The sequence below is a fragment of the Haematobacter genomosp. 1 genome, assembly GCF_002196855.1.
GTDB lineage: Bacteria > Pseudomonadota > Alphaproteobacteria > Rhodobacterales > Rhodobacteraceae > Haematobacter.
Map to the genome: position 1 here is coordinate 1 of NZ_NIPW01000045.1, position 14,398 is coordinate 14,398.

Here is a 14,398-nt window from a genome sequence, read left to right on the forward strand (position 1 = left end):
CGCCGCCGCCATCGGACGGCTCGGCGATCCGGCCTGACGCGCCGAGCGGTCCGCCGGGGCCGCCGGGGCCGCCGGGGGTCACGGGGGTCAACGGGGGCCGCCGGGGGCGCGGGGGCCGCCGGGGTCACGGAGTGCATGCTCCGGCACCTCCACCGGACCGGCAGGGAACGCGGCCTGCCTGATCGGAGAAGGCGGGGGAAAGGGCCGCGAAAGGGAGGGCGACCGAAAATCCCCGGGGGAACACGACCGGTCGATTGGCAACCGCGGGTGCCGAGGGTGCTTAACAGGCTGCTGAAAAAAGCTTTTTGGCCTGTGTTGGAGCGGAAATCCTTCGCCATCTGACGAAATCCAGCCGGAAATCTATATATTTCCGGGCGTTTCCGGGCCGATTTTCCGGTTTCCGGCGCATAGACCTGACACTTCAGGACTTTCAGCCGCCTGTTAAAGGACCGCTGCTCTGGATGCCACCGGCGCGCGGGCTGGCGGAGGCGGGATATACCGGCTTGGCCTTCACGCGCTCGCAGGCGGGATACCTCATCAGACCGGATGCCCAGCCTTTGACGCCGCCCCGGCGCGGGCTATGCTTTGCGGGAAGCCAAGGAGCGTGTGATGAACAAGCCATCCCCCGTCGACCCCTCGAACGGACCCGTGAGTGGACCCGCGACCGGACCCGTGAGCGAGGAGCGGCTCGACCGTCTCGCGGAAGTTGCCGTGAAGGTGGGTCTGAACCTCCAGCCCGGGCAGGATCTGGTGCTGACCGCGCCGGTCGCCGCCCTGCCTCTCGTCCGCCGCATCGCCGCGCGGGCCTATGCCGCCGGTGCGGGCGTGGTGACGCCGATCCTGTCGGACGAAGGAGTGACGCTCGCTCGGTTCCAGCAGGGCCGGGATGCCTCGTTCGACCGCGCGCCGGACTGGCTCTATCGCGGCATGGCGGCCGCCTATGACGGGAATGCCGCGCGGCTTGCCGTTTCGGGCGACAATCCCATGCTTCTGGCCGAACAGGATCCGGCCAGAGTGGCCCGCGCCAACCGGGCCAATTCCGCCGCCTACAAACCCGCGCTGGAGAAGATCTCCAATTTCGATATCAACTGGAACATCGTCTCCTACCCCAACCCGTCCTGGGCGCGGCTCGTCTTTCCCGACCTGCCGGAAGAGGAGGCGGTGGCGCGCCTGGCAGACGCGATCTTCGCCGCTTCCCGCGTTGACGGGCCGGACCCGGTCGCTGCCTGGGCCGCACACAATGCCGCGCTGAAGACGCGCGCCGGCTGGCTGAACGGGCACCGTTTCGCCGCGCTCCACTTCACCGGACCCGGCACCGACCTGACGGTGGGCCTTGCCGACGGGCATGAGTGGATGGGCGGCGCCTCACCGGCAAAGAACGGCATCACCTGCAACCCCAACATCCCGACGGAGGAGGTGTTCACCACGCCGCATTCCCGGCGGGTGGAGGGATATGTCCGCTCCACCAAGCCGCTCGCCCATCAAGGCACGCTGATCGACAATATCGAAGTGCGGTTCGAGCGCGGCCGCATCACGGAGGCGCGCGCCACCAGGGGAGAGGCCGTGCTGCTCAAGGCGCTGGATACGGACGAGGGCGCGCGGCGGCTGGGAGAGGTGGCGCTGGTGCCCCATTCCTCCCCCATCTCGCAATCGGGGCTGCTGTTCTACAACACGCTTTTCGACGAAAACGCCGCCTGCCACATCGCGCTCGGCCAGTGCTACTCCAAGTGCTTCATCGACGGGGCGACGCTTACCCCGGAGCAGATCGCCGCGCAGGGGGGCAATTCCAGCCTCATCCATGTGGACTGGATGATCGGCTCCGGCGAGATAGACATCGACGGGATCGGCGCGGACGGCACCCGGGTGCCGGTGTTCCGCAAGGGGGAATGGGCCACGCGCTGAGCCATGGCGGAAGGGGCGCGTGCGCCCCTTCCCCTCAGTCCTCATCCGCGGCGAGCTGGCTCAACACCTTGCCGCGGCCGCGGAGACGCAGGATCATCGGCACCACGAAGGCAAGGACCGCCACCGTCATCAGCCCCGCCGAGACCGGCGAGGAGACAAGCACCGTCCAGTCCCCCTGACTGATCGCCAGCGCCCGGCGCAGCTGCTGCTCCGCCAGCGGGCCGAGGATCAGCCCCACCACAATCGGCGCTATCGGATAGCCGAAGAGCCGCATCACAAAGCCCAGCAGGCCAAAAGCCAGCAGCATCGCCAGCTCGAACACCGAGGGGTTGGCCCCGATGGTGCCCAGCGTCGCAAAGAGCAGGATGCCCGCGTAAAGCCATGGCCGCGGGATGGTCAGCAGCTTCACCCACAGCCCGATCAGCGGCAGGTTCAGCACGAGCAGCATGGCATTCGCGATCAGCAGCGAGGCCACCAGCCCCCAGACCAGCGTGGGGTTCGTGGCGAAGAGCAGCGGCCCGGGCTGCAGGCCGAACTGCTGGAACCCGGCCAGCATGATCGCTGCCGTCGCCGTCGTCGGCAGGCCGAGCGTGAGCAGCGGCACCAGCGTGCCTGCCGCGGAGGCATTGTTCGCGGCTTCCGGCCCGGCGACGCCCTCGATGGCCCCCTCTCCGAATTCCTCGGGATGCTTGGTCATCTTCTTTTCGACGGCATAGGACAGGAAGGTGCCGATCTCCGCGCCGCCTGCCGGCATGGCGCCGATGGGAAAGCCGATCGCGGTGCCCCGGAGCCAGGGCTTCCACGACCGCTTCCAGTCCTGCCGGTTCATCCAGAGCGACCCCTTGACCGCGATCACCTCATCCTTGCCCGACCATCGCTGCGAGGCGAGATAGAGCGCCTCTCCGATCGCGAACATGGCGACGGCCAGCGTCGTCACCTCCACCCCGTCGAGCAGTTCGGGCATGCCGAACGAAAGCCGCGCCTGCCCCGAAAGCTGGTCGATCCCGATGACGGCCAGCCCCAGCCCCAGAAACAGCGACGTCAGCCCGCGCAGCGCCGAGTCCCCGAAGGCGAAGGAGACGGCGACGAAGGCCAGCACCATCAGCGCGAAATACTCCCGCGGGCCGAATACCAGCGCGAGCTTCACGATGAGCGGCGCGATGAAGGCGAGCAGCAGCGTCGCGATCAGCCCCGCCACGAAGGAGCCGATGGCCGCGGTGGCGAGCGCGGGGCCACCCCGCCCCTTTCGCGCCATCCGGTTGCCCTCCAGCGCGGTGATGATGGAGGCACTCTCCCCCGGCGTGTTCAGCAGGATGGAGGTGGTCGAGCCGCCATACATGCCGCCGTAATAGATGCCCGCGAACATGATGAGCGATCCGGCCGGGTCGAGCTTGTAGGTCACCGGCAGCAGGAGCGCCACGGTCAGCGCGGGGCCGATCCCCGGCAGCACGCCAACCGCCGTGCCCAGCGTCACGCCGATCAGCGCATAGAGCAGGTTCATCGGCTGCATGGCGATGGCGAGGCCCTGCAGAAGGAAATCGAATGTCGTCACCGGACCGCCCTCAGAAAGAGGTGTTCAAGCACGCCTTCCGGCAGGTGCAGTTGCAGCAGTTGCGAAAATAGCAGCCAAACCGCGAAGGACAGGACGACCCCCACGATCACGGCGAAGAGGAGGTTGCGATAGCCGAAGCCGCGCGCCGTCGCGCCGAACATCACGCCCGTGGCGATGGAGAAACCCGCCGGGATCAGCAAAAGGATCTGGGCGACCAGCCCGCCCACCACCCAGAGAAGCGGCGGAACCTCCACTCGCTCCCGCTCGGGAAAGTCGTGCCGGAACGCCGCCACGACCGTCCAGATCGCCAGCAGGATCAGCACGCCGCCGACGATTTCCGGGACAGTCCCGGGCCCGACCTGCGAATAGCCGCCGAGATCCGCGAGCTGCATCGCATCGGAAATGATGACGGCGCCGAAAACGAACAGCCCCGCCGCGATGGTGAGCGCGCCGATATCGGCGCGCCGCCCTCCCCGCCCGCCATGACCCGGCTCACCGCGGCCCAGTTCGCCATGCTTCAGGTCGCTGTGCCTCAGCTCACTGCGGCCCAGTTCACCGTGGCCCAGTTCACCGTGGCCCAGCTCACCGTGGCGCTGCCCGTTCACCGGGCCGTCGCTCATTTCACCAGACCGATGTCTTTGAGCACGGCGTCCGTCGCGGCGATGTCTTCCTTCAACTGCGCGTCGAAGGCGTCACCCGCGAGATAGGTATCCGCCCAGCCCTTGTCGGAAAGCTGCTTCTGCCACTCCGCCGACTTCACCATCTTCTCGATATCGGCGGAGACGGCGGCCTTCTGCTCCGGCGTGAGGCCCGGCACGGCGGCGACCATGCGCCAGTTCTCCAGCACCACGTCCAGTCCCGATTCCTTCAGCGTGGGCGCGTCGAAGCCCGCCACCCGCTCATCGGAGGAAACCGCGAGAAGCCGCAGCGTGCCGGCCTTGATCTGCCCCTCGAACTCGCCCAGCGAAGAAACGCCCGCCGAAACCTGCGCACCAAGGATCGCGGCCAGCGCCTCGCCGCCGCCGGAATAGGCGATGTAGTTGATCTTCGTCGGATCCACCCCCGCCGCCTTGGCGATGAGGCCGACCGCGATGTGATCCGTCCCGCCGGCGGAACCACCCGCCCAGCTTACCGCGCCGGGCTTCTCCTTCAGCGCGGCGATCAGGTCGCCGATCGATTGGAACGGGGAGGAGGCGGGAACGACCACGGCCTCATATTCGCCGGTCAGCCGGGCGATGGGCGTCACGTCGTCCAGCCCGACGGGCGACTTGTTGGTCAGGATCGCGCCGACCATCACGTAGCCGCCCACGATCAGCGCGGAGGGATCGCCCTTCCTCTGGCTGACGAATTGCGCAAGCCCGATGGTGCCGCCCGCACCCGGCACGTTCTGGACCTGCACGCTGCGCGAGATGCCCGCCTCCTGAAGCACCGTCTGCATGGTGCGGGCCGTCTGGTCCCAGCCGCCGCCGGGATTGGCGGGCGCGATGATCGTGTAATCCGCAGCCATCGCGGGCAGCGAGAGCGCGCCAGCTATCAGCGACGCCAATGCGAAGTGTTTCATGGATGGTCCTCCTCCAACGGCGCTTTTCCTGAAAGCGCCTCCTTCCCCGGGGAATGTCCTTCCCCGGCCCTCCCCTTGGCCGGGGCCGCCTGCGCGGTCAGGATCAGGATAGAAAGAGGTTTGCCTTATGACAACTGTGTGATCGCCGATTGGTGAAGGCGGGGGAGCGGGGGGCGGCCCTTGCAGGCTGTCCGCTTCCTCAGAACACCTCGTCCCAGCTCCTCGACAGGCGGGCCGCCGCGTTGATCAGCCCGACCATCGAATAGGTCTGCGGGAAATTGCCCCAGAGCTCCCCGCTCTCCACATGCACCCCTTCGGACAGCAGCCCCATCGGATTGCGGTGTGACAGGATGTCGAGGAAGATCTCCCGCGCCTCCTCCCGCCGACCCACGCGGATCAGCGCATCGATGAGCCAGAAGGTGCAGGCGGTGAAAGCGGTCTCCGGCTCTCCGAAATCGTCCGGCGCGCGGTAGCGGTAGAGGTGGTTGCCGAAGCGGAGCCACTTCTCGCAGGCCGCGAGGGTGGAGAGGAACCGCGGGTCGGACGCCTCCAGAATGCCGATTTCCGGCATGAGCAGCAGGCTCGCGTCCAGATCGCCGCCTCCGAAGGTCGCGACGAAACTCTGCAGCTCCGCGTTCCATGCCCGGCTCAGCACACCCTCCCGGATGCGGTCGGCCACCGCGCGCCAGTAGCGGGCGCGCTCCGTCAGGCCGAGCCGCGCCGCGATCCGCGCCAGCCGGTCGCAGGCCGCCCAGCACATCATGGAGGAATGGGTATGCACGCCGTTCCGGGTGCGGAATTCCCAGATCCCGGCGTCGGGCTGGTCCCAGCGGCTCTCTGCCTGTGCGCCGAGAACCTCCAGCTGGCGGAACAGCGCCTCGCCCCCCATCACGGGCAGACGTTCGTCGAAGAAGCACTGGATGATCGACAGGATGACGGAGCCGTAGCCGTCGTTCTGGATCTGGGTATAGGCCGCATTGCCCCGCCGCACCGGGCCGTGCCCGCGATAGCCGGGCAGCGAGGGCACGATGTGCTCGTCGATCTCCCGCTCCAGCCCAAGGCCGAACAGCGGCTGAAGGTATCCACCCTCCGACCCCATCGCGATGTTGGAGACGTAGGAGAGATAATCCTCCATCGTGCGCGTGGCCGACAGGCTGTTCAGCGCCTTGACGGTGAAATAGGAATCCCTCAGCCAGCAGAAGCGGTAATCCCAGTTCCGCCCGCTGTCGCCGTATTCCGGGATGGAGGTGGTCAGCGCGGCGACGATCGCCCCCGTCTCCTCCGTCGAGCAGAGTTTCAGCGTGATGGCGGAGCGGATGACCACATCCTGATAATCCGGCGGGATCGACAGGCTGCGCACCCATTCCAGCCAGTACTGCTCCGTCTCCCGCAGGAAGGAGCGCGCGATGGAGCGGGGCGAATCCGTCAGCCGCTCGTCCGGGCCGAGGAGGAAGGCATAGGGCCTGTCCACGATGAAGGGCGTCTCGTGCGCGATGTATTCCACCGGCGCATCGGTGGTCAGCCGCAGCACCTGCTCCCCCAGCAGGAAGCGGAGGTGATTCGTACCCCGCGTCGTCTCCGGCCGGGCGTTGCCATAGTCGTGACGGGGGCGGATCAGCATCTGCATCCGGGGCGATCCCGCGACCGGCTCCACCAGCCGCACGACCGTCTGGCCGCGGAACATCCGGCCATGCGCCCGGAAGCGGGGACAGAAATCGGTGATGCGGAGGCGGTTGCCCTCGCCATCGACCAGCTCCGTCTCGATGATCGCGGTGTTGCGGCGATAGCGCTGGGTGGAGCCTGCCTGATCCACCAGCCGGATCGACCAGTCCCCGCCCTCTGCCTTCTCCCGGTCCAGCAGGCGGCAGAATACCGGATCCCCGTCAAGGCGCGGGGCGCACATCCAGACGAGGGACGCCTCCCTGTCGATGAGCGCGGCGGAGGAGCAGTTTCCGATGACCCCGAGGTCGAGCGAAGGGGAGGCGGGTCGCGACATGCGCTGTCCTTTCTGTCTTGGTCCGGCCGTCGGGGGCGGGGGGAAGTGGCTCCTGAGGGAAGCGGTCGCTCCCTGCCTAACCCATTGGCAGCGGGTGCGGCAGACGCAAATTGTCAAACCGGCGTGTCCTGTAGCGCAGGGAACAGGGGGGCTAGCGGCTCCGGGCAGCGTGCGGGGCGGGCGGCGGCATGTCCATTGGATCGTCCATACCCTGCCGGCCCGGTTCCGGCCCGGCTTGCCCGGTCGCGGAGCCGAACTCCCCCGCGGGGCGGGCGGGGACATGTTCCGCCTCCGCCGACAGCGGTATGTCCGCGGTGAAAGGTTTGGCGGCGGGTTCGGCAGAGGTGCCGGTGCCCGCCGCGATCCAGCCTTCCCCGCTTTTCCGAAAGACATGGGGCGGCGTGGAGGCGAAGCGGCCCGCCTCATCCACGGCGAGGGCGGCGATCTCCACCCGGTCGCGGTCGATGTCGATCAGATTGAAGCTGTTCTTCTCTCCCCGGAGACGGGTGGACAGGACCGTCCCCGCCTGCACGAAAAGCACATGCGGATAATTGGTGAACGGGGCGATATGGGTGTTGTGGATATGCCCCGACAGCACGATCTCCGCCCCCGCCCCGGCAAAGCCTTCGACGGCTTTCGAGGCGCCCCGCATCACCGGTTTCCGCGCACCCGGCAGCTGCTCGAGCGGGTGGTGCAGCACGACGATACGCGCCGCATCGCCGGCCTCGGCAAAGGCCTTTTTCGCGCGGCCCAGCGCGTGTTTCGGCATTCTCCCCTGCTGCCAGGCGAAACGGTTCACCGTGTTCACACCCACGACCACCATATCGCCGCTGCGGAACTCCGGCTCCAGTTCCCGGCTGATGAAGCGGCGGTAGCGCTTCCACGGCATCAGGAACCGCGCAAAGGGATTGTCGAGCGGCGTGTCATGATTGCCGGGAACCGACAGCACCGGACCGGTCAGCCGGTTCAGGAAGGCGCGCGCCTCCTCGAACTGCCAGACGCGGGCACGCTGGGTGAAATCGCCGGAGATGACGGTCAGATCCGGCTTCAGGCCGTTCACCGCCTCCACCAGCGGGGCAAACAGCGCGGGGTCTGTCCGGCCGAAATGCAGGTCGGAGAGGTGGACGATGCGGCTCATGCGGACACCTCGTCTTCGGGGCTGGGCATGACGACGCTGATCGCATCCTTCAGGATCTCGAAGCGAAGGGGCGCGCGCATCCGTGCCTTCTCGCCGTCAAAGGCGACGAGGGGGGTCTTTTGCCGCAGTTCCACCTCTATCTCCGCCGCGTCGATGAGCGTCACGTCACGCCCGACCTCAAGCCGTCTGCTCACCAGACGCCACGCAAGGCGGAACAGCCCGGCCCGTCCCTCCGCCTTGGCCACGAACATGGCGAAGCGATCTCCGTTGATCGCCTCCGTCCCCTCCAGGCCGTAATGCTCGATCTGATAGGCGGAGCGGGCCACGAACAGCAGCGGCGTACGGAACTCCCGCCGCTCCCCATCCGCAAGGATGGACAGGCGCATGGGTCGCTGAAAGCCCAGAAAGGTCTTGATGACCGACCAGTGGGCCAGCAGCCGGTAGCGCCCCCAGCGCTCATACACGTCCTCGCGCTGCTTCAGAATCGAGGGGTAAATGCCAAGGCTCGCATTGTTCAGGAACACCTGTCCGTTCACCGTGCCGAGCGACATCTTCTCTGCCCGGCCCGCGAGTATCGCCTCCGCCGCCTCCTGCGGCTCCTGCGGCAGCCCCAGCCCGCGCGCGAAGAAGTTGAACGTGCCGAGCGGCAATACCCCCATCGCGGCCTTGCGGTCCCGCATCTCGGAGGCAACGGCCATGATCGTGCCGTCCCCCCCGGCGGCCACGATCAGATCGCGCCCCTCGCCCTCCAGCTCATCGATGAGATCGGCCATCCTGTCGGTTTCCGGCTCCCAGTAAACCAGCCGCGCGTTGGGGCCGAAGACCTCCATCGCGTGCTCTACCGCCTCTTTCTCGCGCGAGTTCCGTCCCGATCCCGCATTCGCCACGACGCCGATGGCCTTCGCCTGCATTCCGTTTCCGTCCTCTTTAGCCATGAGCCAACGCAGAGCGGGCAAGCCGGTTGCATCGTTGGTGGAACAACTCTCGCAGGCCTCGAGAAAGCCTTTCAGACCCATACCGGAGCAGAAATCGTTCGCAATCTGACGAAATTCAGCCTTTTCGGATCACTCCGGAGCAGATTTCCCGGTTTCCGGAGCGGGGGGCATGACGCTCCTGAACTTTTTCAGCGGCCTGCTAGCCCAGAACCACCCGCGCGACAGGGACGGGCAGCGCGGAAACGGTCATGTCGAAAAGCCGCGCTCTCCGGCCTGCGACACGCGCCACCGTTTCGAGGAGGGGGGCCGGGTCCGTGAGAGGCCGCGGCGGTGCCCGCCCCTCTCCGCCACTCGCGATCAGCGCGTCGAGCCAGCCGGGCGCTGGCACCGCCCCCCGGTAGAGCCGGGCTGCATCGCCGCCCGGACCCGCAGGAACCGGCGCGCCGCGCCGCTCCATCTCCACCATGTTGCGCCAGAGAAACATTGCCTCCTCCACCGCGCGGAGAGCCGTCTGACGGGGCTCCTGTCCGGCGGCGGAACCGATGGTCGGGCGCCCTCCATTCCGGTCCGCCGTCCGCGCGATCGCCACGATATGCTGCGGCCCGGCGGCCATCCAGAGCGACAGCCGGCGAAGCTGCCCGTCGAGATAGCCGCAATAGGGCATCAGCTCGGACAGTTCCACTTTATGGAATGCGCCACCATCGCCTTCGGCCAGCCGATCGAGGGCGAGGTGCTCCAGCGTCTCGAGACAGGCGCGATCACCGGCATCCCGCAGCCTCTCGCCCGCCGCCGCGCCACGGGAGGTGACACCCCCGCCCTCCGGCGCGCCAAGCGTCAGCCGGGTGACCGATTCATCCTCCGCCAGGCCCCCGGCCGTGGCCAGCGGTTCAAGGCGGGCGGGCCTCGCGGCGGAATATTGCAGCGCGTATCGCTCCGCCCCCTCCATCATCGCCCGGAATGCCGCCTCCGCGCGGGTCGCCCCCGCCCCGGAAGCCACCCGTGCTGCCAATCCCTCCGGGGGTGCACAGCCTGCGGGCAGCGCCAATGCAACCACCGCCATGTGAAACGGCCAGCCGGACGGCAGAGCGGGAAAATGCGGCACCGAAAGCAAATCGTCGGAACAGGCGCGAGCGAGAAGTTTTTCCATCATGCTTCCGGTTGCAAACCGCCGATCTTCACTGGATTATCGCGAAGCTGTGATTCAATCCATATGCATTGCCCCGGGGAGGGTATGGAATGGCACGTCTCAAACTGAAAACCGGTGAAAGCTACAGATCTGTCGGCACGGCTTTGCTTGAGATGGCCGAGGCCGTTCGTCGCGACACGCCGGAGCAGCGGTTTTCGCCAGACGGCGGAGTGGAGCTGTCGGAAAGGTTCAAGGCTCTCTTCGACGAACGTTTCGTCGATGGCCCGCCCACCCTGCATACGGCCGGGGAGGAAGGCCCGATCGAGGACGGCGTCCGCCTCGTGCTGCATTTCGACCGGACGGTGTCAGAGGGCGGCAAGACGATGCGGATCGTCAATGTCGCCGTTCCAGACCTCACCGGCAAGGGCCGGATCGACCGCGACACCGGGTTGTCCGGCATAGCGGAGGAGGCGATCGGCTTCATCGCCATCTGCGGCTGCGCAGGGTAGAGCGCCGCCCGGATGACGCCCGCGACGCACACTCCCGGCCGCCCCCGCGGTATCGCCGTCGGGATGGCTGGCATCAGCGTCTTTGGCGCCTTCCGGTTGACTGCGCCTGATGGACGGGACGCAACCCCGCCGGGGAAAAGGGCCAAGGCGCTTCTGGCGATGCTGGCGCTTGCCCCCGGAGGACGACGGACCCGTGGCTGGTTGCAGGATCGTCTGTGGAGCGACCGCGACCCGGCGAAGGGGCGCGCCAGTCTGCGGCAGGAGTTGAGCGCGCTCCGCCATCACCTGTCCCGGCACGGGCTGGAGATCATCTCCACCCCTGGCGACGATGTCGTCCTTCATCTGGAGGCGCTGCGGGTGGATGCCTTCGTCTCTGTTCCCGCGGCGCATCTCGACCTGCTCGAAGGGATGGATCTCCCCGACCCGGAGTTCGAGACATGGTTGAGCGAGGAGCGGGCGCACTGGTACGGCAAGCTCGACGGGCCTGCCGTGCTGACCGCCCCGCCACAGGCGGTGCCTCAGGGGCCGGAACCGCCGCAGCTGGCCGCGCGGACGCTGTTTCCGCATCTTGCCATCGAACCGTTCGCCGTGATCGGCGCGGATGCACAACTCGCCTATCTTGCCAGCGGCCTGCACGAGGAACTGTCCACCGTCATCGGGGCCGTGGTGGGAACCTACCGGATCATCGACCCAAGCCTTGCTGGGGATGACGTGGACTATCTCCTTCAGGGCAGCTTGCGCATGGAGGGGGAGCGTATCCGCCTCAACGCGCGCATCGTGGCCGCGCGGGGCGGGGCCATCGTCTGGAACGACCGCTTCGACCTTCGCACGCTGGGTTTCGGCGCACAGGAGCGCTTGTCGCGCCGCATCGTGGAAGCGATTCAGACGGCCCTGTCGGATGGCCGCTGGGCGGAATACTGGGCGGGGTCCGAAACCGATATCCGCGCCTGGGAGCTTTTTCAGAAAGGCCGGGTGCAGGAAAACTCCGTCAGCCGGACAGCACTGGCACGGGCGATGGGGTTCTACCGTCAGGCCATCGCCATCGACCCTTCGTTTCTCCAGGCACGGGTATCGTTGGGCTTTTGTCTGCTCGACGGCCTGCGCCTTGGCTGGCATGACAATCCGCGCGACGCCGAAGAAGGTGTCGCCCGCATCGTGGCCGAGATCTTCGTCCTCTCGCCAAGCCATCTGCACGGGCGCGCGCTTCACGCCTTCTGGCTCTGCTCGCAGGGGCATTTCGAGGACGCGCTCGCGCGGATGACCGCCGTCGTCGCCGAAGCGCCGGAAAGCCCGGAAATGCTGTCCTATCTTGCCGCGATCTTTGGCTATTGCGGCGATCTTGCGCATTCCATCGATCTCTATCGCCATGCCCTCACGCTCACGCCGCATCCGCCGGTCTGGATCCGCACCAACCTGATCCTCGACTGCCTGATGCTTGAACGGAACGGCGTCGGCCCGCAGATCGACGAGGTGCTGGAAGGCGATCCCGGCAATATCCGCGCCCATATCTGCAAGGCCGTGCATCTTATCCGGGCCAACAGGATGGCCGAGGCCCGTCAGGTGGCGGAACGGATACGCAGCCTGCAGCCGGGGTTCACCGCCGAGAGCTGGCGGTCGCGGGCCTTTTTCCGCGACCCTTCCCATCACGACGTCATTGCCGCCGATCTGACCCGCGCCGGGTTGTAAAGGCTTAGACGGCAAACCGGCGCGCCCGTTCGGTAAGCGCGAGAAAGGTATCCACATCCTCCGCGCTGTGATCGGCCATCGGATGAAGCATCCAGCGCGCGCCGCCTTGCGGCACGATCGGATATTCCAGAAGGTTGACCACCGCGCCGTGATACAGCACCTCCGCGGTCATCCGTCGCGCCACGGCGGCGGCACCGAGCAGGACGGGAATGGCGCTTCCCGGCTCGCCCAGCACATTGTAGCCCTGTTTGGCGAGGCCCTGCCGGAAAGCGCGGCAGTTCCGCAACAGACACCGCCGCCGCCAGTCTCCCTCCATCCCGTCGATCAGGTCCAGAGCGGCCAGAATCGCCGCCGCCTGAAGCGGTGAAATCGCGCAACTGCTCCAGTGGACGAGGCTGCCCTGCACGATCGCGGTGCGGAGCGCGGGATGGTTGCAGGCCAGGAAACCGCCATTGGAGGCGAAAGCCCGCGCAAAGGTTCCGCTGACCAGATCGACCTCTCCCAGCAACCCCTGCAGCCCCAGCACCCCGCGCCCGCCCGGACCGGTGGAGCCGAGATCGAGCGCCGTATCGACGAGCAGCGTCGCCTCATGCAGGCGGCACATCTCCTGCAGGGTGACGAGATCCGGGGACTGGCAATCGGCGTAGGACATCGCCTCCATCATCACCAGAATACCGGCATCCGGTTCCTGCGCACGGATCTTCTCGAGATGGTCGAGGACCGAGGCCGGGGAGAGGTGATGCGCGAGATGCACCTTGCGGGTCGCGATCTCCGCGAGATCGCGGAGGCCGGGAGCCGCAAGGCTGTCGAGGATGATATGGTCTCCCGGCTGCACGAGGGTGCGGAACAGCGCATGAAGCGCATCCGCCCCCGTCGGGAACACCAGTGCGTCCCGCATCGACAGGAAGGTGGCCATCCGCTGCTCCAGCGTGACGACAAGCGATGTCAGACCCATCATTGCCGCGGAACCCGCCGAATGAATGCCGAAGCGCGCCGCGGCATCCTGCGTCGCCGCCAGCACCTTTGGATGGGTGGAGATGTTCAGCGGGTCGAGCGAGGCGAGATTGACGCCCGAAAGCATCCGTCCCCGGCGGTCTTGCGCCAGCGCCCGCGCACCGATCCGCACCGTGTTCACCTTGCAGGCCGGATCGAACCCGTCGCGGAGCCGCGTGTCCAGCCAGTCGCACAGCGGCTGCCACCGCTCCAGCAGGTTGCGGTTGGTTGCGTCGTGAAAATCGCTGGCAATGCCTGTCAGACTGTCGGGCAGGAAGGGCGACATGATCTCACTCACCTCATGGTCGGGCCCGGGAGGGCGCGAGAGCTGGGCATGCAATTCATTCTACACCTTTTTCCTGGCAACGCGACATCTCAACCCGTGAACCGCGCGCGCGTCTCGATGAAGCGGTCGGCCCGATAGCGGGCGGCATCCGCGGGACCCGCCGCGCCCAGCCCGGCGGTGGAAGGCGCAAGCTCCCCCCGCGCGGCCCATAGCCGGACGAGCTGCTCGGAGGCTTCGAAATGCATCGCCTCTTCCATCTGAAAAGCGGCACCCCAGTAGAACATGTGCCGGGCGAAGACGGGGGCGATCTCCAGCAGGCCGCGCTGAACGCAGTCGTCGCCCCGCGTATCCGCAATGCCGTCGATCTTCAGGTCGATGGCGATCCCCCAGCTATGGTTGGATACGCCCCTGTCCCCCCGCGCCATCCGGCAGCAGAGCATGGCGGAGGTGGAAAGACGGCGATGCAGGTCGGCGTTGTGGAAAGCCACCTCCTCCATCACGCGGGCAAGCACCTTGAGCGCCGGACGGAGACCGGTGGCCCGGAACGGCCCGAAATCCGCCGTGGCGATAAGGGACAGGAAAGCCGGGTCGTCCGGCTCCTGCCCATGCTCGGAAAAGGAACGGCGCGGTGTGCCGATGAGCGCGAAATTGAGATCGTTGCCCGGCGGTCGCAAGCGACCGTTCACAGCAAAGCGATTACCCCCCGCAACACAT

General features: G+C 67.2%; 12 protein-coding genes. 3 read left to right on the forward strand and 9 right to left on the reverse strand.

Translation table 11 applies throughout. The features are described from left to right. The first annotated feature begins 609 nt into the window (after positions 1–609). A complete protein-coding gene (locus CDV49_RS17910) occupies positions 610–1,902 on the forward strand; it encodes an aminopeptidase (protein ID WP_088216749.1) in 1,293 nt (430 codons plus the stop codon). Positions 1,903–1,936: 34 nt separating this feature from the next. On the opposite strand, the gene CDV49_RS17915 is transcribed toward CDV49_RS17910, so the two are convergent. The 7 genes from CDV49_RS17915 to CDV49_RS17945 form a co-directional block, all read right to left on the reverse strand. Beyond that, complete coding sequence (locus tag CDV49_RS17915) at positions 1,937–3,454, reverse strand: tripartite tricarboxylate transporter permease (RefSeq protein ID WP_088216750.1); 1,518 nt, start codon at positions 3,452–3,454, stop codon at positions 1,937–1,939. Continuing rightward, the gene (locus CDV49_RS17920; protein WP_088216751.1) at positions 3,451–4,074 is read right to left on the reverse strand and encodes a tripartite tricarboxylate transporter TctB family protein; all 624 of its coding nucleotides are present in this window, start codon (positions 4,072–4,074) and stop codon (positions 3,451–3,453) included. The genes CDV49_RS17915 and CDV49_RS17920 overlap by 4 nt, the downstream gene beginning before the upstream one ends. Further along, a complete protein-coding gene (locus tag CDV49_RS17925) occupies positions 4,071–5,015 on the reverse strand; it encodes a Bug family tripartite tricarboxylate transporter substrate binding protein (RefSeq protein WP_088216752.1) in 945 nt (314 codons plus the stop codon). The genes CDV49_RS17920 and CDV49_RS17925 overlap by 4 nt, the downstream gene beginning before the upstream one ends. Positions 5,016–5,214: 199 nt before the next feature. After that, positions 5,215–7,011, reverse strand: coding sequence for a glycoside hydrolase family 15 protein (locus CDV49_RS17930; RefSeq protein WP_088216753.1), 1,797 nt, complete (start codon positions 7,009–7,011; stop codon positions 5,215–5,217). Between the two features lie 151 nt (positions 7,012–7,162). After that, complete coding sequence (locus CDV49_RS17935) at positions 7,163–8,149, reverse strand: metallophosphoesterase family protein (protein WP_088216754.1); 987 nt, start codon at positions 8,147–8,149, stop codon at positions 7,163–7,165. Then, complete coding sequence (locus CDV49_RS17940) at positions 8,146–9,060, reverse strand: diacylglycerol/lipid kinase family protein (RefSeq protein ID WP_256947397.1); 915 nt, start codon at positions 9,058–9,060, stop codon at positions 8,146–8,148. The genes CDV49_RS17935 and CDV49_RS17940 overlap by 4 nt, the downstream gene beginning before the upstream one ends. A gap of 223 nt (positions 9,061–9,283) precedes the next feature. Continuing rightward, positions 9,284–10,231: a hypothetical protein gene (locus CDV49_RS17945; protein ID WP_088216755.1), complete on the reverse strand. Its 948-nt coding sequence runs from the start codon at positions 10,229–10,231 to the stop codon at positions 9,284–9,286. 89 nt (positions 10,232–10,320) lie between these two features. Between CDV49_RS17945 and CDV49_RS17950 the strand changes: the two genes are divergently transcribed. Together CDV49_RS17950 and CDV49_RS17955 are read left to right on the forward strand one after the other, a co-directional pair. After that, complete coding sequence (locus CDV49_RS17950; protein ID WP_088216756.1) at positions 10,321–10,719, forward strand: hypothetical protein; 399 nt, start codon at positions 10,321–10,323, stop codon at positions 10,717–10,719. 12 nt (positions 10,720–10,731) lie between these two features. Next, positions 10,732–12,405, forward strand: coding sequence for a hypothetical protein (locus tag CDV49_RS17955; RefSeq protein ID WP_088216757.1), 1,674 nt, complete (start codon positions 10,732–10,734; stop codon positions 12,403–12,405). 4 nt (positions 12,406–12,409) lie between these two features. Here CDV49_RS17955 and CDV49_RS17960 read toward each other — a convergent pair whose 3' ends face one another. Both CDV49_RS17960 and CDV49_RS17965 read right to left on the reverse strand, forming a co-directional pair. Further along, positions 12,410–13,684, reverse strand: coding sequence for an aminotransferase class I/II-fold pyridoxal phosphate-dependent enzyme (locus CDV49_RS17960; RefSeq protein WP_143413199.1), 1,275 nt, complete (start codon positions 13,682–13,684; stop codon positions 12,410–12,412). An 89-nt stretch (positions 13,685–13,773) separates the two neighbouring features. Beyond that, positions 13,774–14,358 carry a M15 family metallopeptidase gene (locus CDV49_RS17965; protein ID WP_218822004.1) on the reverse strand — a complete coding sequence of 195 codons (585 nt, stop codon included), beginning with the start codon at positions 14,356–14,358 and terminating at the stop codon, positions 13,774–13,776. Positions 14,359–14,398 lie beyond the last annotated feature (40 nt).

Excerpts from the sequence above, each read along its gene's own strand:
- CDV49_RS17920 (WP_088216751.1), bottom strand. The coding sequence starts at position 4,074 with ATGAGCGACGGCCCGGTGAACGGGCAGCGCCACGGTGAGCTGGGCCAC.
- CDV49_RS17925 (WP_088216752.1), bottom strand. The coding sequence starts at position 5,015 with ATGAAACACTTCGCATTGGCGTCGCTGATAGCTGGCGCGCTCTCGCTG.
- CDV49_RS17960 (WP_143413199.1), bottom strand. The coding sequence starts at position 13,684 with ATGTCGCCCTTCCTGCCCGACAGTCTGACAGGCATTGCCAGCGATTTT.
- CDV49_RS17940 (WP_256947397.1), bottom strand. The coding sequence starts at position 9,060 with ATGCAGGCGAAGGCCATCGGCGTCGTGGCGAATGCGGGATCGGGACGG.
- CDV49_RS17930 (WP_088216753.1), bottom strand. The coding sequence starts at position 7,011 with ATGTCGCGACCCGCCTCCCCTTCGCTCGACCTCGGGGTCATCGGAAAC.
- CDV49_RS17945 (WP_088216755.1), bottom strand. The coding sequence starts at position 10,231 with ATGGAAAAACTTCTCGCTCGCGCCTGTTCCGACGATTTGCTTTCGGTG.
- CDV49_RS17950 (WP_088216756.1), top strand. The coding sequence starts at position 10,321 with ATGGCACGTCTCAAACTGAAAACCGGTGAAAGCTACAGATCTGTCGGC.
- CDV49_RS17910 (WP_088216749.1), top strand. The coding sequence starts at position 610 with ATGAACAAGCCATCCCCCGTCGACCCCTCGAACGGACCCGTGAGTGGA.
- CDV49_RS17935 (WP_088216754.1), bottom strand. The coding sequence starts at position 8,149 with ATGAGCCGCATCGTCCACCTCTCCGACCTGCATTTCGGCCGGACAGAC.
- CDV49_RS17955 (WP_088216757.1), top strand. The coding sequence starts at position 10,732 with ATGACGCCCGCGACGCACACTCCCGGCCGCCCCCGCGGTATCGCCGTC.